20 protein-coding genes and 3 pseudogenes are annotated in these 20679 nt (G+C 47.9%); 16 read left to right on the top strand and 7 right to left on the bottom strand.

The features are described 5' to 3' along the window. Positions 1–40 precede the first annotated feature (40 nt). Both AC5YB3_RS11385 and mog read left to right on the top strand, forming a co-directional pair. Positions 41–1000 carry a carbohydrate kinase family protein gene (locus AC5YB3_RS11385; RefSeq protein ID WP_494527141.1) on the top strand — a complete coding sequence of 320 codons (960 nt, stop codon included), beginning with the start codon at positions 41–43 and terminating at the stop codon, positions 998–1000. Positions 1001–1254: 254 nt separating this feature from the next. Then, positions 1255–1788 carry a molybdopterin adenylyltransferase gene (mog, locus tag AC5YB3_RS11380; protein ID WP_106648670.1) on the top strand — a complete coding sequence of 178 codons (534 nt, stop codon included), beginning with the start codon at positions 1255–1257 and terminating at the stop codon, positions 1786–1788. 71 nt (positions 1789–1859) lie between these two features. Here the strand turns inward: mog and AC5YB3_RS11375 are convergent, their stop codons facing one another. The 4 genes from AC5YB3_RS11375 to AC5YB3_RS11360 form a co-directional block, all read right to left on the bottom strand. Further along, positions 1860–2108 (bottom strand): hypothetical protein, encoded by a 249-nt coding sequence (locus tag AC5YB3_RS11375; RefSeq protein WP_427723679.1) that lies wholly within the window; start codon positions 2106–2108, stop codon positions 1860–1862. A gap of 107 nt (positions 2109–2215) precedes the next feature. Beyond that, positions 2216–3355 (bottom strand): ABC transporter permease, encoded by a 1140-nt coding sequence (locus tag AC5YB3_RS11370; RefSeq protein WP_494527140.1) that lies wholly within the window; start codon positions 3353–3355, stop codon positions 2216–2218. 94 nt (positions 3356–3449) lie between these two features. Continuing rightward, entirely contained in the window at positions 3450–4184 is a 735-nt protein-coding gene (locus tag AC5YB3_RS11365) for an ABC transporter ATP-binding protein (RefSeq protein ID WP_011982027.1), read from the bottom strand. Positions 4185–4187: 3 nt separating this feature from the next. Next, positions 4188–5819: an alpha/beta hydrolase gene (locus AC5YB3_RS11360; RefSeq protein ID WP_494527139.1), complete on the bottom strand. Its 1632-nt coding sequence runs from the start codon at positions 5817–5819 to the stop codon at positions 4188–4190. Positions 5820–5912: 93 nt separating this feature from the next. Between AC5YB3_RS11360 and AC5YB3_RS11355 the strand changes: the two genes are divergently transcribed. The 7 genes and pseudogenes from AC5YB3_RS11355 (at position 5913) to AC5YB3_RS11325 (ending at position 14161) form a co-directional block, all read left to right on the top strand. Further along, complete coding sequence (locus AC5YB3_RS11355; protein ID WP_006084836.1) at positions 5913–6284, top strand: GntR family transcriptional regulator; 372 nt, start codon at positions 5913–5915, stop codon at positions 6282–6284. 53 nt (positions 6285–6337) lie between these two features. Further along, positions 6338–7116, top strand: a pseudogene (locus AC5YB3_RS11350) (ATP-binding cassette domain-containing protein). Next, a complete protein-coding gene (locus tag AC5YB3_RS11345; protein ID WP_494527138.1) occupies positions 7113–8423 on the top strand; it encodes an ABC transporter permease in 1311 nt (436 codons plus the stop codon). The pseudogene AC5YB3_RS11350 and the gene AC5YB3_RS11345 overlap by 4 nt, the downstream one beginning before the upstream one ends. A 128-nt stretch (positions 8424–8551) precedes the next feature. Continuing rightward, positions 8552–10357 (top strand): AMP-dependent synthetase/ligase, encoded by a 1806-nt coding sequence (locus AC5YB3_RS11340; RefSeq protein WP_427751224.1) that lies wholly within the window; start codon positions 8552–8554, stop codon positions 10355–10357. A gap of 143 nt (positions 10358–10500) precedes the next feature. After that, positions 10501–12951, top strand: a complete 2451-nt coding sequence (locus AC5YB3_RS11335) for a toxin-antitoxin system YwqK family antitoxin (protein ID WP_494527137.1) — start codon at positions 10501–10503, stop codon at positions 12949–12951. Positions 12952–13078: 127 nt separating this feature from the next. Continuing rightward, entirely contained in the window at positions 13079–13489 is a 411-nt protein-coding gene (locus tag AC5YB3_RS11330) for an acyl-CoA thioesterase (protein WP_006084841.1), read from the top strand. 123 nt (positions 13490–13612) lie between these two features. Continuing rightward, positions 13613–14161: an HPP family protein gene (locus AC5YB3_RS11325; protein WP_006084842.1), complete on the top strand. Its 549-nt coding sequence runs from the start codon at positions 13613–13615 to the stop codon at positions 14159–14161. A 20-nt stretch (positions 14162–14181) separates the two neighbouring features. Here AC5YB3_RS11325 and AC5YB3_RS11320 read toward each other — a convergent pair whose 3' ends face one another. Both AC5YB3_RS11320 and AC5YB3_RS11315 read right to left on the bottom strand, forming a co-directional pair. Further along, positions 14182–14445, bottom strand: a complete 264-nt coding sequence (locus tag AC5YB3_RS11320; protein ID WP_494527136.1) for a GNAT family N-acetyltransferase — start codon at positions 14443–14445, stop codon at positions 14182–14184. Positions 14446–14507: 62 nt separating this feature from the next. After that, positions 14508–14936 carry an acyl-CoA thioesterase gene (locus AC5YB3_RS11315; RefSeq protein ID WP_173248526.1) on the bottom strand — a complete coding sequence of 143 codons (429 nt, stop codon included), beginning with the start codon at positions 14934–14936 and terminating at the stop codon, positions 14508–14510. A gap of 156 nt (positions 14937–15092) precedes the next feature. Here AC5YB3_RS11315 and AC5YB3_RS11310 point away from each other — a divergent pair, with 156 nt between their 5' ends. The 4 genes and pseudogenes from AC5YB3_RS11310 to AC5YB3_RS11295 all read left to right on the top strand — a co-directional run bounded on the left by AC5YB3_RS11310 (position 15093) and on the right by AC5YB3_RS11295 (position 17477). Continuing rightward, positions 15093–15488, top strand: a complete 396-nt coding sequence (locus AC5YB3_RS11310; RefSeq protein ID WP_006084847.1) for a GFA family protein — start codon at positions 15093–15095, stop codon at positions 15486–15488. A gap of 3 nt (positions 15489–15491) precedes the next feature. Continuing rightward, positions 15492–15647 (top strand): annotated as a pseudogene (locus AC5YB3_RS11305) (MerR family DNA-binding transcriptional regulator); the annotation flags it as partial. A 65-nt stretch (positions 15648–15712) separates the two neighbouring features. Then, positions 15713–16099, top strand: a complete 387-nt coding sequence (locus AC5YB3_RS11300; RefSeq protein ID WP_006083736.1) for a carboxymuconolactone decarboxylase family protein — start codon at positions 15713–15715, stop codon at positions 16097–16099. 295 nt (positions 16100–16394) lie between these two features. Next, entirely contained in the window at positions 16395–17477 is a 1083-nt protein-coding gene (locus tag AC5YB3_RS11295; RefSeq protein WP_012586387.1) for a hypothetical protein, read from the top strand. 94 nt (positions 17478–17571) lie between these two features. On the opposite strand, the gene mtnC is transcribed toward AC5YB3_RS11295, so the two are convergent. Beyond that, positions 17572–18252, bottom strand: coding sequence for an acireductone synthase (gene mtnC, locus AC5YB3_RS11290; protein ID WP_259511777.1), 681 nt, complete (start codon positions 18250–18252; stop codon positions 17572–17574). Between the two features lie 383 nt (positions 18253–18635). On the opposite strand from mtnC, the gene AC5YB3_RS11285 reads away from it, so the two are divergent. From AC5YB3_RS11285 to AC5YB3_RS11275, 3 genes and pseudogenes are all read left to right on the top strand, one after another. Continuing rightward, the gene (locus AC5YB3_RS11285; protein ID WP_494527135.1) at positions 18636–19070 is read left to right on the top strand and encodes a hypothetical protein; all 435 of its coding nucleotides are present in this window, start codon (positions 18636–18638) and stop codon (positions 19068–19070) included. Between the two features lie 96 nt (positions 19071–19166). Further along, positions 19167–20180, top strand: coding sequence for a DUF3137 domain-containing protein (locus AC5YB3_RS11280; protein ID WP_006083733.1), 1014 nt, complete (start codon positions 19167–19169; stop codon positions 20178–20180). 282 nt (positions 20181–20462) lie between these two features. Next, positions 20463–20672: pseudogene (locus AC5YB3_RS11275) on the top strand (hypothetical protein); the annotation flags it as partial. Between the last annotated feature and the right edge of the window lie 7 nt (positions 20673–20679).

The raw sequence follows: 20679 nt of genomic DNA, 5'->3' as shown, positions 1-20679 counted from the left end.
CTACAAAGTGCAGAATATAGAAAACAAAGTTGGAGTGAAAATGACGGTATTACTCAGTTTCGGTGAGGTGTTAGTAGACTTGCTGCCAACCGATGCCACGGGCAAGCATCATCAGCCGATTGCGGGTGGCGCGCCCGCCAATGTGGCCGTGGGTTACGCTAAACTCGGCGGTAAGAGTTATTTTGCCGGTGGCATCAGTGCCGACCATTATGGCGTTATGTTAAAGCAAGCCTTAGCGGATCAGGGCGTGGCGACCGATTATTTGGCCGAAGTGCCGGGCGCCGCTACCGCGATTGTGCTGGTGAATTTAGATGAACAGGGTGAGCGCACCTTTGAGTTTAACCGAAATGGCACAGCCGACATGCGCTACAGCAATCAGCATTTTGACAATATTCCATGGCAGGGGATTGATATCTTTCACCTTTGCTCGAATACCTTTACCGAAACCGCCATCTTTAACACTAGCCTTTATGGTGCGCGTTGTGCCAATGCATTCGCGACCTTAGTGAGTTTCGATGTGAACCTGCGTTTATCCCTGTGGCAGGATACGTCCTTGCTGGCCGAGCGGGTTGAGCAGTGTTTCCGTTACACTCAAGTGCTGAAAATGAGCCGTGAAGAAGCGGACTATTTAGCGCTGGCGCGGGATAAGAGTTTTGAGGATTATCTGCAGTTTTGCCTCGCCCAAGGGGTTGAGGTGATTTTGGTTACCGATGGCGCCAACCCAGTGCAATGCATCACAGTGCAGCAAAGGTTTAGCGTTCCCGTCCCCAAAATCTCAGCCGTCGATACCACAGCCGCGGGCGACAGTTTTATCTCAGGCTTCCTGTTCGCCTTAGGCTTAGAGCTGGAATACGATTTAGGCAATTTGACCTTGAAACAAAGGCTCGAAAGCAAAGCGCACTTAGAGGCGGCGGTGGTGTTTGCCACTCGCTGCGGCGCGATTACCTGCGGGCAAAAGGGCGCGTTTCCCTCCTTACCTACGTTGGCGCAGGTTAGCTAAACTTTACTGCATTAACGATAACATCCAAGGTGGGCCTGATGAGTTTGCCTTGGATTTTTTGTCTTTTAGATTTTCCGCTCGCCATTTTTCAATAGCATAGCGCGAACCCCATCACGTTTTAGTCGCCCCTTTTCCTGAGCATTTATGCTATTTTAGCTGCGGCTAAAGGTCGAAGCTGTAGCGGCTTCTTCCATGCTTGATGTCGATATTTTTTATTTCGGCATGTTTCATTTCAACATCACTGGGGATTTCCTATGAGCAAAGCAAAAATCGGTATTGTGACGGTAAGCGATCGCGCCAGCGCGGGGATTTATGAAGATATCTCAGGCAAGGCGATTATCGACACGCTCAACGACTACCTCACCAGCGAGTGGGAGCCGATTTATCAAGTGATCCCCGATGAGCAGGATGTGATTGAAGCGACCTTGATCAAAATGGCCGACGAGCAGGATTGCTGCTTGATTGTCACCACGGGCGGCACTGGACCTGCGAAACGCGATGTTACCCCAGAAGCCACCGAAGCCGTCTGCGATCGCATGATGCCAGGCTTTGGCGAGTTGATGCGTGCTGAGTCTTTAAAGTTTGTTCCTACCGCCATTTTATCGCGCCAAACCGCAGGGTTACGGGGCGATTCTTTGATTGTGAACTTGCCCGGCAAGCCAAAATCGATTCGCGAATGTTTAGATGCCGTGTTCCCCGCTATTCCTTACTGTATCGATTTGATGGAAGGCCCGTATTTAGAGTGCAATGAGTCGGTAATCAAACCATTCAGGCCTAAGGCTAAGTAAGCTTCTATCTAGCTTGTAAAAACAATAAAGCCACTGAAATTCAATGCTTTATTGTTTTGTTCGTTTAGGGCTCATAACTGATTAATCTGCTGCTTTAGCTCGTACTCTGGCTCTGTCACGATTTTTTCAAGCACTTGCACTCGCTCGATTAGCGCTTGGTTTTGTAGGCTGAGTTGAGTCACTTTATCCTTAAGGTGGCTATCGTCTGTGGTGCCTACTCCAAGTTGGCGCGCCTTTAGATAGTGCTTAAACATTTCAGTGGCACTGATTCCTATGATGAAGGTGACCATAATCACCATTAAGACATATTCGTTTTCCATAACAAACTCCTGTGATTATTGAGGTTTTCAACTTGGGAACTACAGGGCTATCGTTCCCAAGTTTGTCGGTTAAAGTTTATTGCCCCAAGTTGAACAATCGAATCATCCTACAAACCGAAGATCACTTTTTCACTCTTGAGCGACCTTTCCATACCAAAGGCGAGTAGTACCGCAATGGCGAGCGTGCCTAAGGTCGAAACCAGTAACTGCAACATGGGCAAGTCTTTACCTTTGATAAAGTCCATTAATGCCTGTTGCTGACCCGAGACCGGTAGCCATTGCAGTATGTCTGGCGCTATGTTGTAGCTGGCGGCCATCGACAAGGCTAAGGGCACAAACAACACCATGGTTAGGTAGGACTGGGCTTCCTTAAAGGTTTTCGCCATAAAAGACACAAACAGTTGCAGGCAAGCGGCCATTAACGCAACAGGGATACCGACCACTAACATCAGCGCCATAAATTCTGTGGTGATGTTGACGCTAAAGCCGAGTTCTTGCCAAGGCACAAAGGTGTAGGCGATTTTAGACACCAGCAAAATCAGCACTAAACCGAGCAAAGCGAACAGACTCACGGCGATGATTTTCGACAGCACTAATTGGCGCGTTGTCAGTGGATGACTAAGTAACAAAGCCAGCGAGTTACGTTCGCGTTCACCCGCGCTGGTATCTATGGCGAGGTTCATGCCCGAGATAAATACCGAGTAAATCATAGTGAAAATCGCGATACCTAAGATCATCCCGCCCTTAGAGTCTGTTGTCGCTTGGTCGTGGACACTGACCTTCAGTGGCTGCATCACGCGGGGATCGATACCGCGGGCTATCAGCCGTAGACTGCCCATTTCTGTGCTGTAGGACTGCAGTTGCTTCTCGAGTCGGCGAATTGAGTTTTGCAGTTTTTCATCGGAATTATCGGCAACAATCGTGATCTCGGCGCCTTTGCCTTGATTCATCTGCGCGGCATAGTCGGGACTGATGATAAGCTCTATGGCTTTAAGTTCACTGTCCTTCACTTCACCACTGCTGATGCCTTTATTCGATAAAAAACGCACTAAATCCGGCGCTTTATCGGGATTGGTAATAGTGATTTTAAGATCGTCTGGACTCGTTAGCTGACCAATTAACACCATAAACAGGCCGCACATGATCAGCGGCGTGCCTATGGCGTAATAAAGCCCCGCCATCACGGAGCGCTTATCGCGAGCGGCATCGATGAGTTCTTTACGAACCATAGCGATTATTTTATTCATACTGTCATTCCTTTAACCATGTTCTTAAATGCCACGCCTTTACATATCAAGGTTTTAAAGGATAAAACCTGCGGGCGTAATCTTTGCTGGGTCATCATGCCGCTATCCCTTCATCTGTGCCGATCAGTTGAATAAAGGCTTCTTCGAGCGAGTCCTTACCCGTTTGGGTGCACAGTTCGGTGGGGCTACCAATGGCGACGACTCTGCCCTGAGCCATAACGATCACTTGGTCACACAGCGCGGCGACTTCTTGCATCACATGGCTAGAGAACAGCACACAATGTCCTTGATTCTTAAGGTCGATAAGAATGTCACGCAGCAGGCGAGTGCTCATCACATCGAGCCCTCGGGTTGGTTCGTCGAGGATAATATTGCTCGGGCTGTGGACAATGGCCTGTGCGAGGGCGGTTTTCATCCTTTGTCCTTGGGAGAAGCCTTTGCAGCGGCGATCGCTAATGTCTTCCAGACGTAATTTAGCAATCACTTGGCTGGTGGCTTCCTTGGCATCCTTAGAGGATAAGCCGCTTAGCTCGGCAAAATAACGAATGTATTCCCGTGGCGTTAAGCGTTCGTACAGACCAAAAGGGTCGGGGAATAACCCGAGTTGCTGCTTAGCACCGATAGGGTCGATGGCGACATCTATGCCTTCGATTTCTGCTTTGCCGTTATCGGGTTTCAGCAAGCCAAAAATCGTGCGTAAACAGGTAGTTTTACCCGCGCCGTTGGGGCCGAGTAATCCTGTGATTTGGCCGTTTTGTGCGACGAAGCTTAAGTCATTGAGCGCCTGTACGTCACCGATACGCTTGGAAAGATTGGATACTTTGATCATGGCTTACTCCTTGGCCCCAGTGCTGGCGTTATCATCTGTTGTTTTTGTGCTGGTCGCATTAAGCGGTTCTACCGAGCTGGCATTTAAATAAAAGCTGCGGCGCACATCTTTCTTTAAACATTCGCCGTCGAGATCCTTAACGGAACCCGAGCGAACGAGATCGGCAATCAGGTTATTGGCGCAGGATTGATAGGCCACGCCGTGGGTCGCATAGGGGGCGACAAAGTGCTTGGCATTGGTGAGTTTTTCCATCGCTAACTCGCCCCAACTCGGTGGTGTCGCAGGGTCGATTTTGCCGGATAACAACAAGGTCGGAATATCGCTGCTGATGGGCTCGCTAAAGCTGTCATCGACCGCGGGGACTTTCCATACTTCACAGGTGGCTTCTAAGCCTTCGAGCATAGTTTTGCCCATAAAGGAATGCTGAGCCTGCTCGCGCATGGCGGGCGTAATACGGTGCATATCTTCGCCACAGACCACGGATGCGTGCATACCCATCGCCATGCCAGCATTGTCGATAGTGAGGGAATACAAACCGAGTATGGGTTGGAAGTTGTGTTTCGCGGCTTGATGAATCGCATGGGGCACTAAGGCGCGCACATTGGCTTGATACAGCGCCATGCGGATGGAGCCGTAGAACTTACCGCGCGTCATGGTCAACATGGTCTTTTCACCTGTGACAGGATCGTAGACGTTTTCCATCACAGGCGCTTTGGCGAGTGAGGCCGCAACTTGGTCGAATTCGGCTTTAAGCTCAGGGAACTGGGCATGACAAGCGGTGGTTTCTTGGCAATCCTTAAAGAGTAAATCAAAGCCCCGATCAATCGACGCGCCGATTTCTAACACGCTTTGTTGCATCGGCACTATGCCATCTAAGGTCACTGTGGCTAAGTGTGCCGGGTATAAACGCATGTAAAGCTGCGCCATACGAGTGCCGTAGGAGATGCCGTAAATATGCAGTTTTTTGTAGCCTAAATGCTGACGCACGGCTTCGAAGTCTTTGATCGCGTTGAGGCTACCGTATTGGGTGACGTCGGCATCGATTTTGGCTAAGCATTTTTGGGTTTCGGCTAAAGTGTCGGCATTGTCATCATCGAATGACAGTGGAGATTGCGCGCCTTCATCGCAGGTCAGCAGATTCGAGCGGCCTGTGCCCCTTTGGTCGATCAGCAAGATATCCCGCTGTTGGCGGACTTTGCTCAGCATGACATCGAAACCCGCGGCATTGTCTATGGCCGATTGTCCTGGGCCGCCAGCAATGGCGAGCAAGGCTTCTTCATGGTTGACGTTTTTCACCGCGGGCAAAACGGCGTAATGCACTTGGATCTGTTTGCCATCGGGTTTGTTAGGGTTTTCTGGCACAGTCACAAAACCGCAGTTTAGGCGATCGGATACGCCTTCCACATAACAAGTGTCGGTGTTATTAGCCATGTTCCTAGCGATATCAGCCGCTTGTGTCTTTTGGCTTTTCACATCACTCGCCCACGTCGCCGTACTTGCCATCGCCAGCATAAGTGCGCTGACGCTTAACATGCGCTTGCACCATGTGGCATTAGTTGCGCCATGCCGTGGCCGAGTTGGCGAAGGGCGTTGAGCGGTTTTGCTTAACTTCCTGTGTGTCATGCTATCTATCATGCGCGCTTTCCTTTTTGCATTTCAGGACGAGTGTGTTAATTTAACTACCAGTGTATCGGTGTATCAATGTATTAATACAGTGTGTAGAGGCTAATGTTAGAACTTTTAAATGTCAACCCCAGCAGTGGTGAACCAATTTACAAGCAATTACACGAACAAGTCGTGCGTTTAATTGTGGGCGGTCAGCTACAAGTGGATGATGTCTTGCCCTCTGTACGCCAGATTGCCGAGTATCTCGCGGTGAATCCTATGACTGTTTCCCGCGCAATTCAGCAGCTTGTCGATCAGGGGTGGCTCGAACGCCGCCGCGGCCAAGCGACAAAAGTCGCGCTGCGCACTGAGACTATGGCATCGGGGGCGAGCATGCTCGAACCCCAACTCGATGCTTTGTTGTCGCAGGCTAAACAGCTAGGCGTCAGCCTGCCCGAGTTAATGCAATTGATAAATGAACGCTGGCAAGACTAGCGTTAACCTACTGTCAATTATCGATAAAATAGAATAAAAAAGGATGATATTCGATGGACCAAGCGTGCACACCAATACTTGAATTTAGCCAAGTGAATAAAGTCTTTCGCGGAAAAGGCGCAGGTGAAAAGTGGGCGCTTAAGGATTTATCTTTAACCTTGTCGGCGGGCATGGTGGTTGGGCTATTGGGGCAAAATGGGGCGGGTAAATCGACCCTAATGCGCTGCGCTTAGGTTATGTGCCGCAGCAACCTTTTGGTTATGAAGGTTTTACCATCGAACGGGCTCTCGATTTACACCGCAGTTTTTATCCCAATTGGGACATGCAATTAGAGCAAGATTGGCTAGTACGGTTCGAGTTAGATGTGACCCAACAGGTGCAACGTTTATCTGTGGGACAAAGGCAATCGCTAGCCTTGATTATGGCGATGGCCTATCGCCCTGAGCTATTGATCCTCGATGAACCGGTCGCCAGTCTCGATCCGATTGTGCGGCGCAAATTTATGGTCGATTTGTTCGATCTCGCCCTCGAATCGGGTTCCGCTGTATTGTTTTCATCCCATATCACCTCAGATATCGAGCGGGTTGCCAGTCATGTGGCGCTGATTAAACACGGCGAATTAGTGCTATTTAAAGAAATCGATGCCCTACGGGAACAGGTGCGTTTACTCACACTCGCACCCGAAACGGTTTTGCCTGAGTCGGTCACTGTGTTGAGTCGTGTCGGTGATTCAGTGCTGGTGGATTTAGGCGAGCACAGCGCGCCAATATCGGGCGTGTTAAAGAACGAAGCGCTTAATCTGGAACAGCTTTTTATGGAGCTACACAGATGAGTGCGCCAGAACTAAACATCACGCCAACAGCTAAAATGAAAGGCACGCGGTTGATGAATCCATTTAATGGCATGCTGCGTCTTTGGTGTTTTGACGTCGGCAGTGTGAGCTTTTTGGGTACTGGCTTACTGGGAATGGTCTTAGGTTGCATTACAGCGTTGCAGGGCAAAAGCGACAGTGCTGAATTGTTGTTTTCTATGGGAATCGTTTCAAGCTCGGCGGCGGTAGCATGGCAACTCATACGCTTGATGGCGAGTGAATGCGCCCAGTTAATTCCCCATTATCGCCGCCATATTTATATCCAAAGTGCAGTGGTGTTAACCAGCGTATTTGGCATAAGCGTATTGTTTTGTTTAGCTTTGGGTTCAACGTCTAGCCTACCCACCTTAGTGTTGGCCTTGGTGATGAGTTTTGCCTTTATTTGCCTGTGTTTACTCAGCACTCAGTGGTTTTACGCCTCCTTTTTATTGTTTGTTTTAGTGCCGTTTATCTCCTTGATTACAGGTTATATCCCCCTATGGTTAAGCGCGATTGCACTGGTGGCGTTAGGTGCTTTCATTATCCGTATCTGCCGCGCTTTACCTTGGCGTGCTGAGGCGAGAACTGTGTACCTCAATGGCCTCGAAATGGGCTGGTTCTGGCTGCCCAATTTGCAATCGATGCGTATCTTGAGCCGTTTTGAGCGTTATCTGCATCCCACCAATTTTTTTATCGGCCCTATGCTGACGATTTTACTGCTGCTCATACCGGCAGTCTGCTTAGTGCTTGGGGTGTTATCGCATCAATTCCATCAGAATTTCCCCGTGTTACTGCTGTTGGCACAGTTCAGCGTGATTATGTGTTCGCTGGTGCATTGGAGCCGAGTGCAGCGTTCGCGCTCGACAGAAACCTTATTGCTGATGCCAGGATTTGATGGTCGCAAAGGACTCATAGCGGCTTTTTGCCGTGGCCAGCAAAGACTGCTGAATGTGGTCGTTGGCATTATGCTGGCGTGTAGTCTGCTGCTGGGTTGGCTCAGTGGTGATCTGAATATGCAGTTAGTAGGTCATCTGGTGCTCAGCACTTACTGGGCCTGCGCTTTGACCTTAGGTTTTGGCTGTATGTGTCGCCGAGTGTTGCATGTCACGCTCACTATGATGGTTGTCGCTGGACATTCCCTGTGGGTGTCCATCAGCCTTGCATCGTTACGCGATGGCGGCAATCTAGTCGATTGGATTATCTGGGATATGCTCTTAATGATACTTGGGAGCATAGTACTGATTTGGGGCAAGAAAACCCTCTGGAAGGGAGATGTCATTAGCGGCTAAACGGATATAGATTGCAATATTGGGACTCAGCTTGCACAAGATTAGAGCAAAAACTCTTAGTTTTTGACTGGCCTTCAGGTAGAATGGCGCAAAAGCGGTACACTTGTAAGCTAAAAGGTGAGTCTCTTATGTCTCTCGATCAATATCATGTTATTCGACTATTACAGCAGCAGAGCGAGTCTTTAAAAGACGCGATAGCGCTGGAAGGTTTTGAAATGGCCGCTCCTTGGTATCAGGTGAGCTGGCAAGCCTTTGACCAAATTAGCAGTAAAATTGCACAAGTGTTGATCGAACTTGGCGTACAAGTGCAAGACCGTTGCGTTATTTTGGCGCAAAACTGCCCACAATGGACCTGTGCCGATGTCGGGACGCTTAAAAGTCGCGCCGTTGTGGTGCCGATTTACCCTACCAGTACCGTCGAGCAGGCGAGCTTTATCGTTAACGATGCGGCGGCGAAAGTCATTTTTGTCGACGATGCTAAACAATACGCTATGGCCTGCGAGCTTCAAAGCTTATGCCCAAGCCTAGAGCATGTGATTGTTTTTGATGCCAGCGTGGCACTTGCCGCTGACAAAGCTGAGCAGCATTGGCATTTAGATGCGCTGCTGGCGGGCGATGCGAAAGCGATGAAGCAAGAAATTGAGCTTAACCAGCGTTTACAAGCGGCCAATCTCGATGATTTACTGACCTTAATTTATACCTCTGGCACCACGGGCGATCCTAAAGGCGTGATGCTGGATTACCGCAATATGGCCTCGACCATACGTCAACACGATCAAAAACTGGCTTTCCATTCTGGCGATGTGTCTTTGGCATTCTTGCCTTTGAGCCATGTCTTTGAACGCAGTTGGAGTTTTTACGTTTTGTGCCGTGGCGGTCATAACGTCTATTTGCAAAATACCCAAAGAGTGAAAGAGGCGATTAGCGCCGTGCGTCCGCATACCTTGTGTGTGGTGCCGCGTTTCCTCGAAAAAGTGTACAGCGCCGTACAAGATAAAGTCGCCAAGTCAGCCGATGGTCGTAAGAAGCTATTTGCTTGGGCGATGCGTGTTGGTCAACGCCAGTTCGAAGTCGGTCAAGGTCGTGCTAAGGGCGGATTGTGGTTGTCGCTGCAATGGCGTTTGGCCCACAAACTTGTGTATAGCAAGCTGCAAGCCGTGCTTGGCGGGCGTTTGAAGTTTATGCCCTGCGGTGGCGCGGCGTTAGATGTGAATGTCGGCAGCTTCTTCCATGCGATTAATATTCCTGTGCTGTGTGGTTACGGCATGACGGAAACCAACGCGACCGTGACTTGCAATACCTTAGGTAATCGAGTGCCAGGTTCTAATGGTCAACCTCTGCTGGAAACCGAAATCAAGCTAGGCAAGGACGATGAGATTTTAGTCCGCGGCGCGACTGTGATGCGTGGCTATTACAATCGACCAGAAGATACCGCCGCCGCCTTCGAAGACGGTTGGTTAAAAACCGGTGATGCGGGACGTTTCGATGCGAACGGTAACTTATTTATTACCGACCGTATCAAAGAGTTAATGAAAACCTCTAACGGCAAATATATCGCGCCGCAACGGGTTGAGGGTGCCGTGGGCTGTTGTCCTTTTATCGAGCAAGTGGCGATTATTGCCGATGCGCGTAACTATGTGACCGCCTTAATTGTGCCAGCGTTTGAATCACTGGAAGCGTGGGCGAAGGACAAAGGGCTGAAGTATGAGTCGCCTTTAGAATTGCTACGCCATAGCCATGTGGTGGAACATTTTGAACAACGTCTCAAGCAGTTGCAGCATGAATTGGCGGGTTTTGAACAGATCAAAAAGTTCACACTGTTGCCAGAAGCCTTCTCGATGGAAGCGGGGTTAATTACCCCAACGCTCAAGTTGCGCCGCAAGATGATTTATCATAAATACGCCCACGAAATTAATGCTATGTACAACAACTGATTGTTAAGTCATTGTTACTAAAGGCCGCTATTGCGGCCTTTTTTGTTTCTGCTACTTCCTGAAGCGCTTAACTTAGCTTAAAATTCGCTCCGTTTACTGGTGCGCACGAGGCGCAAGTTATCGGTATAAAGGGCGTAGTTTAAATGGAACTTTCGATTCGTAGTCTTTTCGCAGCCACTGCGGTGTTGTTGTCTGCTTTTTCTGTCACTCCTGCTGCTATCGCTGCGGATTACGACAAAATCGTCCACGGACCTGTGGATTTACCCTATGGCCAATGGCTTAATTTCTATCAAAAAGATCAGCAAGTGTGGGGCGAAATGCTCTACGGCGATGCGCCCGGCGTGCGTATTGACGATTATGGCCGAGCCGAAATTGTGGCGGTTTTTTACTATGACTTTGATAAAGGCGGCACTAAAGAAGTGATCGTCATGCTCAAGGATGCCGATGGTCAGCACCTGCGCGGCTATGGTTTTGATGGGGAAGCTCTGACTAAACTACCGCGCCTACAAGTTGTGCTCGATGAAGTGGCCCCAACCTTAACCACGTTTACCGTGGGCGGCGTCCGTAAAGTGCTAAGCCAGATTCCGCCACAGCAATACCGTATGACCTATGATGTTGAAGCAATTGAAGATCCTGCCATTAAAGCGATTGTCGATGGCTCAACTAAGCTCAAGCCGACCTTAGTGGGTTATCGAAATTCCGAAGGTTCACCCGTCGATGTGAAAACCGCCGTCGAGTATAAATTACGTTATCCACTGACTCGTAAAGATAAAGATGCCCAAGGCATTGAGCGCCAATACAGCTTAGTGACCACCTTTGATCGCAGTGGTTATAGCGAAGAAGATGGCAGTTTTGTATTGGTGAGTGTGGCCTTTGAGGCCGATCACTTCGACTGGCTTAAAAGCGGCGGCGCTGAAATCCCCCGCACAGGCCCATTGTACAATTTTATGAGCATGGGCATGGGTAGCACTTGGGCAGGGCTTGCGAGTGAAAGTCATTATGCTCAAGGTCTGCTCGATGGTGCCTATGTTGCTTACGATGGCCGCAATGGCAATGTGATGTATTCGGGCGATTACAAGCAGGGTAAAAAAGTCGGTAAGTGGATGGAAGCCGATAGCCGAGAAACCTATTGGGAAGGTGAGTACCTTGACGGTAAAAAACAAGGTAAATGGATTGCACAGTCAATATTCGATGAGACCGATAACTTCGGTTTTGCCCACTACAATCAGGATGTGCTCGACGGCCCCTACGAAATTTATGCACCAGATTATGGCTCCAGCACCGAAGGCGCTAAGCAATTAATGGAGAAAGGCATTTATCGCAACGGAGTCAAAGACGGTGAATGGTTAGAGCAAGATGGGACGAAAGGTCACTATGAACAAGGCGTAAAACAAGGGCCTTGGACTGAAAAGATATCGGTTGGCCATTACCGCGATAGTCTAGGTCAGGGGAGTTACCTTGAGGGGAAACGCACTGGCCCTTGGCTGTTTACTTTTGCTGGGGGGAGTAAAGCCGAAGTGAGTTATCTTAATGGTTTGCGCCAAGGCGAGGCTAAGTCATTCAATAAAGATAATGTGCTGCTTGTTACCAGCCATTATGAACAGGGTAGGCTCGATGGTCAGAGTATTTGGTACTCAAGCCCTAACGTAGTGAGTAGTATCTCAAACTATCGCCATGGTGAGCTAGATGGCCCGCAAATGCATTTTGATACTAAGGGTGAACTGACAGGGTTAATGAGTTTTAAATTAAATGAAACCGTGACACTTAAGCCCTCGCAAGACGAATGCATTATGCGTAAAAATCCCTACGCAGCGGATTGTGCAGGGATAATCAATCAAAAAAATACTGAGACCTCATCGATAAAGCACGGTGAACAGCGTGAGTATCATAGCAACGGCAGCTTGTACAAATTAGCTTACTACAGCAATGGCCTGTTAGATAAAACATACCAGTTTGATTCCAATGGCCGTTTGTTAGAGATGACAAGTTACCAAGCGGGTAAGGAATACGGTCCAAGTCTGCGTTATTCGACCACGGGCGGTTATGCTCTGCGTATTTATGCTCACAATGTCAATAATCGCCTCTCAGGCCCACGTTACAGTTTCTATGCTAACGGCCAATTAGAGAATCTGTGGAACTATTGCCAGCAAGAAGGGGAAACCTGGAATGGTGCGCCTTACTACTGGGATAACGCCATTGCACGCTGTGGTATACAGCGGGAGTACTTTGATAATGGTGCTGTGAATTGCATCGAAGAGTTAGATAGCAATTATGCCGTAGATAAAGTGTGTTACGACATCAATGGCAAGTTATCGAGTGAAATGCTGCGCATCGATGAACAACATGTGGTCCATAAACGCTATATCAATGGGGTGATTTATCAGGAAGAGCCGGGTTTTTCCGATTATTCGCATGTGACCAAAGGGCGCAAAATTTATCACTTAGAAAACCCTAAAAGCCATGGTGTGTTTAAGTCCTACCGCAGCGGCAAGTTAGAATATGAAAAAATTTATGATATGGGTAAGGCAGGATGCTTTAAAAAGTATGATGCCAATGGCAAGCAAACGGCAGAAACCGCCAGTTGCCAATTCTAAGGTCTAGGTTTGTTTAGCCTTTAGGGTCTGGTAGGCTTGGGATAAAGGATGAATTTGGTGCGGGTAGCTTAATCGCGATAATCATTAAATTCATCAGCTTATAGAATAACAATAAAAGGGAAGTCCAATGCCAGTTACCGAATACAGCCTCGAAATCCACCCAAGATTCACAGAAACCGATGGTCTAGGCCATATCAACAACACAGTGATCCCCGTATGGTGCGAAGCAGCGCGCACGCCAATTTTCGAGATTTTTAATCCAGAGTTGGATTTGCAGCAATGGAACTTAATTGTCGCGGGCTTTACCGTGGCGTTTATTGCGCCAACCTATTACGGCAAAAGCGTGACAGTGAAAACCTTTGTCAGCCGCATCGGTAATAGCAGCTTCGAACTGACTCAAACCTGTTGGCAAGCGGGCAATAAAACCGCCGAAGTGAAAACTACACTGGTGCATTACGACTACAGCTGCGAAAAAAGTCGCCCTATCCCTGAAGATATCCGCGAAATGCTCGCTAATTTGAATGGTGAAAGCGCTTAATCTGTCCTGTCTCTCGGTCAGCGCAATTGCAATTGCGCTGCTGAAGCGTTAATTTGTCGACCCGCTAACTGTGATGCAGATCACTTCTCTGTATCGCCTAATTTTTATCGGTTCGGATTAACCATGAGATTCTATTTTACCCGCATGCGCTCGAAGGATATTTGTCCACCAAGACAGCCACTTAAAAAGATTGTGTGGTCATGGGTTGGGGCTTTCTGTGGCATTTACTTGGTCGCGAGTCTCGCAAATTATATGAGCGAAAACCTCGTCGGTACTATGTTTGTGATTGGCTCATTCGGCGCTTCTGCTGTGCTGGTATACGGCGCACCGCTGGCGGAGTTTTCTCAACCGCGCAACTTGATTGGTGGCAGCGTGTTATCGGCCTTAATTGGGGTCGCAGTGTACCAAGTGTGTGGCGATTATGTGGTGCTGGCCAGCGCCTTAGCGGTATCCCTGTCTATCGCATTAATGTACTTGACCCGCACTCTGCATCCACCGGGCGGCGCAACGGCATTGATCGCTGTGATTGGTGGTGAAAACGTGCATCAACTCGGTTTTCTCTACGCGCTAATGCCAGTATTTCTCGGCTCAGTATTGCTCTTACTGGTCGCGCTGGTGGTCAATAACCTCTCCACCGATCCCAAGCGCCATTACCCTGTGTATTGGATTTAGCTAACTGGTTGTGAAATAGGCTATTTCAAAAACTTCTGCACATACCAGCAGCTGGCTTGGATAGCCAAATCTTGGCTTTGGGCCCACTTTAAGCCGTGGCGCACTAAGCGTTCGGCAAGGCCTTTACCGCGCAGTTCGTTGGGGACAAAGGTGCGGCTAAAATCGATATCTTTGCCTGATAGTTGGTATTCCAACACGGCTTCATAGCCATCGACAGGGATAATAAAACGCTGTCTATCCTGTTGATGTCCAATAGCTATCTCAATATTTTCGTTATCTGACATACATGCTTCCCTTAAGTTATGGCCTAAAGTGTGCTGGCAATTTAGCTATCGATTTGGTTAGCTTAGGCGACTTCGTGTTGTTTGAGAATCGCCAGCAGTTCTGCGGGCAACTCGGCCTTTTTGCCGGTTTTAAAGTTAAACATCACCGCGACTGAAGTACCTAAGGTGGTTACTGCCTGCTGCTGTTTACTAAAAGCCTGATAATGCATGGTAAATCTATCGCTGTGAATATCGCTAATGCTGACACTCACTAATAGAGTATCGGGGAAGGTCACTGGGCGTTTATAGCGGGCCTGATTTTCGCTGATCACTGGGCCAATACCTGATTTATACAGGGTATCCAGCGGGAAAAGGCGATTGAAAAAGTCGATACGGGCCGTTTCAAAATAACGGAAATAGACGACGTTGTTGACGTGTTGCAACGCATCCATTTCGCCCCAAGCCACGGGGATTTCGGTCACTATAGGGTGCTGTGCGAGAAACTTTTCCATTGTGTTTTCCAGTGTGTTTGGCATTGAATTGCCGATCTAAAAATGCGAGTTGAAACGCTCGTTTAAGATGGTCAGACTAGCAGCATAAAGAACAAGCGACAAGCCATGGCATTATAGGCATTTAGCGATAACATTAAGCGAAACAAGGAGCAGTGCATGATTAAACGAGTCGGAAACACCCATATTCAAGCTGAACACCAAGCGTCTTGCCATTGTGGCGCTGTGGTGTTGCAATTATCGCTGCCCAATGGCATCGAAAATCCTCGCCGCTGCGATTGTTCTATCTGCCGCCGTAAGGGCGCGGTTATCGGCTCTGTACCGCTGGCGGGGATTAAGATCCTCAAGGGTGAAGATGTGCTGAAATGCTATGAATTCAATACCAAAACCGCTAAGCATTACTTCTGCTCCAACTGCGGCATTTATACCCATCACCAGCGGCGTTCCAATCCCCATGAATATGGTTACAACATTGGTTGCCTCGAAGGGGTTAATCCATTCGATTTAGACAATGTGCCCACGAATGATGGCGTTAACCATCCTGCGGATCGTTAGATTATGAACATAGGTCAGTTTGCTGCACTCACAGGTTTGTCGGCGCATACGCTCAGGTATTACGAGAAAATCGGTTTGCTACGGTCTGTGGTGCGAAATGCGAGCGGGCACCGCGACTATGCCGCGAAAGAAGCAGAATGGATTGGGTTTATCAATCAGCCGTTGACTTAGAGTTAACTCTAAGGCGTAAGCTGACTTCTGTGGTCAAATCCTAAGGAGTCAAAATGAGTAATCAAAGGTATGTGCAGGGCTTAGCTAAGCTGACTGAAATCGACGGTGAAGCGGGCGAGAAAGTGATCAACAGTCTGGCAAATATTTGCCCCGACTTGGGCAAGTACATTATCGAATATCCTTTTGGGGATATTTATCAGCGTGAAGGACTCGATCTTAAGACGCGGGAGCTAGTCACGGTCGCGGCGCTCACGGCGTTGGGGCATTGTCAGCCGCAGCTTAACGTCCATATCAACGGCGCGTTGAATGTTGGTTGTGCTCCGCAGGAGATCGTCGAAGTGATACTGCAAATGTCTGTTTATGCGGGCTTCCCCGCAGCACTGAATGGCATGTTCGTCGCGAAAGCTGTCTTTGCCGAGCGGGAGTTAAATGTCGTTTGAGTCTATTTTGAGTTAGGTTTATAACACTTCATTGAGGCGATCTTAAGGTCGCTTTAATTTTACTCATAGGTATTACTTCCAAATTCATTTAAACGGTATTTCTGTTCCGCATCATCGACATAGAATCTCGTGGGAGATTCATTTCGCCGCTGAAGGACGATTCGGCAAGTTTTGTTAGTGGATTGCCAAAGTTAGTCGCTACACTGGCATAGGTGACGCGAGTGTCGCCATAGATTTTGCAGTTTACATCGGCAACTCAAGCGTGTCTTAATCGCAACAGGAATTTAAAATTATAATGAATTTAGGTCGTTACACTGAATCTGCCCGCCAGCACTTACGGCAAGTCATCAAGCCTTTGCCTAGCGAGCTCCAGCTAGGGTTGAGCAAGTTGTGGCGCTACCTAAGCCAAGGGTTTGCTAAGTTATCCTTTGCGCAAAAGCTGTATCTTATTGCCTTGATATTGGCCTTTAGTACTGACTTGATGGGTGTGGTCGCCGTGATTGCGGTTATTGCAATGGCCATCGAGTTTTGGCCCGTGTTCGAGCGGGTCTGGCACAGTTTGGCAGGCAAGGCTGTGTTGTTGCTGTTTTACGCTATTATTGCCAACTTTGCCTTAGGTTGGTCTGGCGCCATAGTTAACGAAGTGGTCGGGGTGTCGGCAAGTCATCTGGATTACACCCATAACTTAGCGATTTTACTCTATATGCCCGCTTGGTTTTTAATGGTGAGCGCAATTGTGCTGCTGGCATTGCAGTTGATTATCCCCATCTATTTAGTATTAATTTTTTTGCTTAAACCTTTGGGTGTCAAGTCGTTACGGATCACCTCACATACATCATTTCGTAAAACGACCTTTACGATCCGTATCGTGTTGGCGGCTGTGGTCTTATATCACTTGAGCCTACTGATTGATTTAGAAACCCGTCTTCAAACCTCGTTCGCAGACTTTATTACAACAACTCAAGAAGCCTCTGAACATAATCCCGTCGAGCCAGCATTAGGGCTTATGCCGCATACGACCGATGTGCTGACGGCACCGATTGCTGAGTTAGCTAAGATTAAGCCCGAGCTTGAAGCCGACAAACCGGCTGACAAACAAACTGCCGATGAGCGCGAAGAAGCGGAACGCAAGCAAACCTATGCGTCGGTGCGGGCGCAATATCAGTATCTCGTGCGGCAATGGTTAGCGACGTTTGCCTTTGCGCTTGAAGCCAATAGCCGTTCGCGTTGTGAAAAGCCAGCCGAGTCGAATGTGATCGAGTTAAATGACTATGAGATTTTGCAGATAACGCCGGATAAGAAAGCGGATTATGGTTATCGTTTTGAGGTGAAAAAGTGTATCTCGGCCGCATTTCCTTTGACGGAAAAGGGCAAATAAGCTGCCCCATAAAAAAGCGACCATAAGGTCGCTTTCATTTTGGCTAAATCAGCTTGGCTGAGTGAGTCGACTATCGTGTTATTCAACAATCACGTTATTCAATCAGTAGCTCATCGAAGCTGCTGATGGTGCGGAACTCACCCGTGCGTTGTTTGCAATCGCGTACCATTTGGCACGTCATCATGCCTGCAGCGTCGGCAGCCTTTAATTCTTCAATCACATCAGACACAAACAGCACTTGCTTAGGGCTTAAGCTGATAGTGTTGAGGATATTGCAGTAAGCCTGTTTATCTAATTTGTTGCCGGTACGGGTATCAAAATGACCGTTAAACATCTCGGTTAAATCACCGCCGTCACTGTGGCTGAACAACAGTTTTTGCGCATCAACAGAGCCTGATGAAAAACTGTAAATACGCAATTTTTGTGCGCTAAAACGTTTCACCGCTTCAATAAAGTCAGGGAAGATATGGCCCTTAAATTCGCCATTGGCGTAGCCTTGCTTCCAGATCAAGCCTTGCAGGGTTTTGAGTGGTGTCGCTTTACGATCTTCGCTGACCCACTGCTGCAAAATTTCAGTCACGCGTGCTAAGTCCGCATCTGGCTCTAGGGCGATATCTCGGGTGTCACAAATACAGTTTTCAACCAATACATTGTGTTGGTTCTGTTCTAAAAAGTCTGGCAAGGCTTTGACAGAATAGGGGAATAGTACATCTTGGATAAAGTTTAGGTCTGTCGTGGTGCCTGCTGTGTCTACGACTATGGCTCTGATACCCATAATGTTTTGATACTCCACAATATGTTGGCTTAAAAATGCAACTCCGATCCTAAGCGTTATTGGCGAAATTGGCTAGTCTATTTCGCCCAAACACATGGGCAAATTGTGGTCGATATCACTAAGCTGATAGATTGAAATTTGATTAATCTAGTAATTTTAAAAGCTTATCCGCTGATTGTCGGAGAAAACACTGGCTTGACACTGGCTTTCATCTCGTTTATTGCGCTTAAGTTTGTGGCTACCATAAGACTATGGTCTTAATAGCTAAGGGAAATTTAGCCTGCTATTGTAGCTAAAGTCCCTTTTCTATTCTGTGGCTTGCATGCTGCGGTTTTTCGGGAAATGAGACGGCCTATTTTCAGCTGCAAATAGAGAGACCTTCAATGAAATATTTACCCGCTCTTGGCTTTGGTATCTTATTAGCTTTATTGAGTTTTATCAGTTTCTCATTAGTCGCGAGCGCGGGTTATATGCTGGGTATGTTAAATGCAGTGCCCAAGATTACGCCGAACAGTGTGGAGTACCTGTTGTTAGGGGCTCACGATGCGAGTTTGCTGATATTGCTAGCAGGTTTAGTGCTTTACGCTTATCACAGGATTTTTCCAAAACTTCCCTTCGATTGGTTCACCGCTGTGTTCATCCAAATGCCACTGGGTCTGGCTGTGCTGGCGTTAGATGGTGTTAGCTTAAACCTATTGTCATTCAAAGGTTTTGCGCTGACGCTGACCACCTTCGCCGCTTCCTTTGGGGTATTAGTCATCTTCTGGTTACTGCAGCGTCGAGCACGTCGTTTGTCTTTAGCCACGGTTAACGATTAGTTCAGCATATACCTCACGCTGCTTAACTGTTTTTCGGTAACTAAATTATGTAAAATCATTGGCCTAAATGGATTTGAATCGTAAGAGTAGGAGCCAATGAGTTCGATTGAATTTGATATTCCCGAAGATCACCGTATTGCCTTTCAGAAGTATTACAAACAAAAAGTCGCCCCTAAATGCAGTTCGTTTGAAGCAAAACGTGAAGGCGTAAACCAAAGGCGGCGTGAAAATGCCAAGTTCACCACCCCAATCTGCTACATATGCATCACGGTGATTTTGGGTGCATTCGCCGGGCTGCTCGGGGTCCAGTTTATGCTGGTGCCTATGGATTATTTTGTGCCTTTGATGATTGTCGCGTTCCTGCCCGCTCCGGTGATAGCGTTAGCGGTCATTGCCTCGGGTAAGGAAAGCGATGAACTCTATAATGCCGCCTTTGAAAAACTCTATCCCATTAGCCTTAAGTATTTTGGCGATGACTTTGCGCTAACGAGGGCGCCTAAGGTCGATTTTTCGACCTTTATTGAGTTGGGGCTACTCCCTAAAACGGATAAGCAGTACGCGCAAAATTGCCTTAAGGGAACCTATAAAAAGGTGCCGTTCCAGTTTTATGAGGTCGATGCTTACAACACTAAATCGAACGATAATGGCTCGGTTCAGCGGGAGACCATCTTCAATGGTGTGCTGCTGGTTTGCAATATTCCTAAGAAATTCAATAGTACTACGCTGTTAGTCACTGATAAGGGCAGTTTAAAAAATCGCCTTGAGGGTTTTAAGACTAAGCTGTTGCGCGTCAAGCTTGAGGACGTAAGGTTCGAGCGGAGTTTTGAGGTTTATAGTAGCGACCAAGTCGAGGCGCGCTACTTACTCAATCCCTTGATGATGGAAAGTCTGTTGGCTTTGAGCCGCGAGTTAAATGCCGAAGTTGAAGCCTGTTTCTATCAAAAACAGTTGCTGATTAAGATCCCGACAAAACACCACTTCTTTATCAATCAACTCGACTTAGATCGCCCCATCAATTTTAAGCGTAATATCGAGCAGATGTTTACCGAGTTAGGTTATACCTTCTCAATAATCGATACTTTAAAACTTGATAAGCATACTGGGCTCTAGTGCGTTAGGTTATTAACGAATAAGTGCATGGTATCTATTGGCCCTAGTGTTCTACGGCGATTTAGCGTCACTGCGGTAGGTATATTCAGCGCCTACTGTGAGTGGTGAGTCAAACTGCATAGGCATGGAAGCTGGCACTCAAGCTACTGAACACGCTGTTGCTCGCTAATGGGTTGGGTCTATGCTAGCCGAGCTTTTCCTTCGCTTGAATCTTATCAATCACAATCTTCAATATAGCCTGTCGAAGCTTTCTACAGGCTTGAGACACCATAATAATGAATCCCGAAACTCCCCTTCGATTGGTTCACCGCTGTGTTCATCCAAATGCCATTGGGTCTGGCTGTGCTGGCGTTAGATGGTGTTAGCTTAAACCTATTGTCATTCAAAGGTTTTGCGCTGACGCTGACCACCTTCGCCGCTTCCTTTGGGGTATTAGTCATCTTCTGGTTACTGCAGCGTCGAGCTAAGCGCCTTGAGGCTATGCCCAGCTAATTCGTTG

The sequence above is a fragment of the Shewanella sp. 1311 genome, assembly GCF_059338235.1.
The sequence above is the reverse complement of the archived record's forward strand: the minus strand, read 5'-3'. Positions and strand labels throughout refer to the sequence as shown.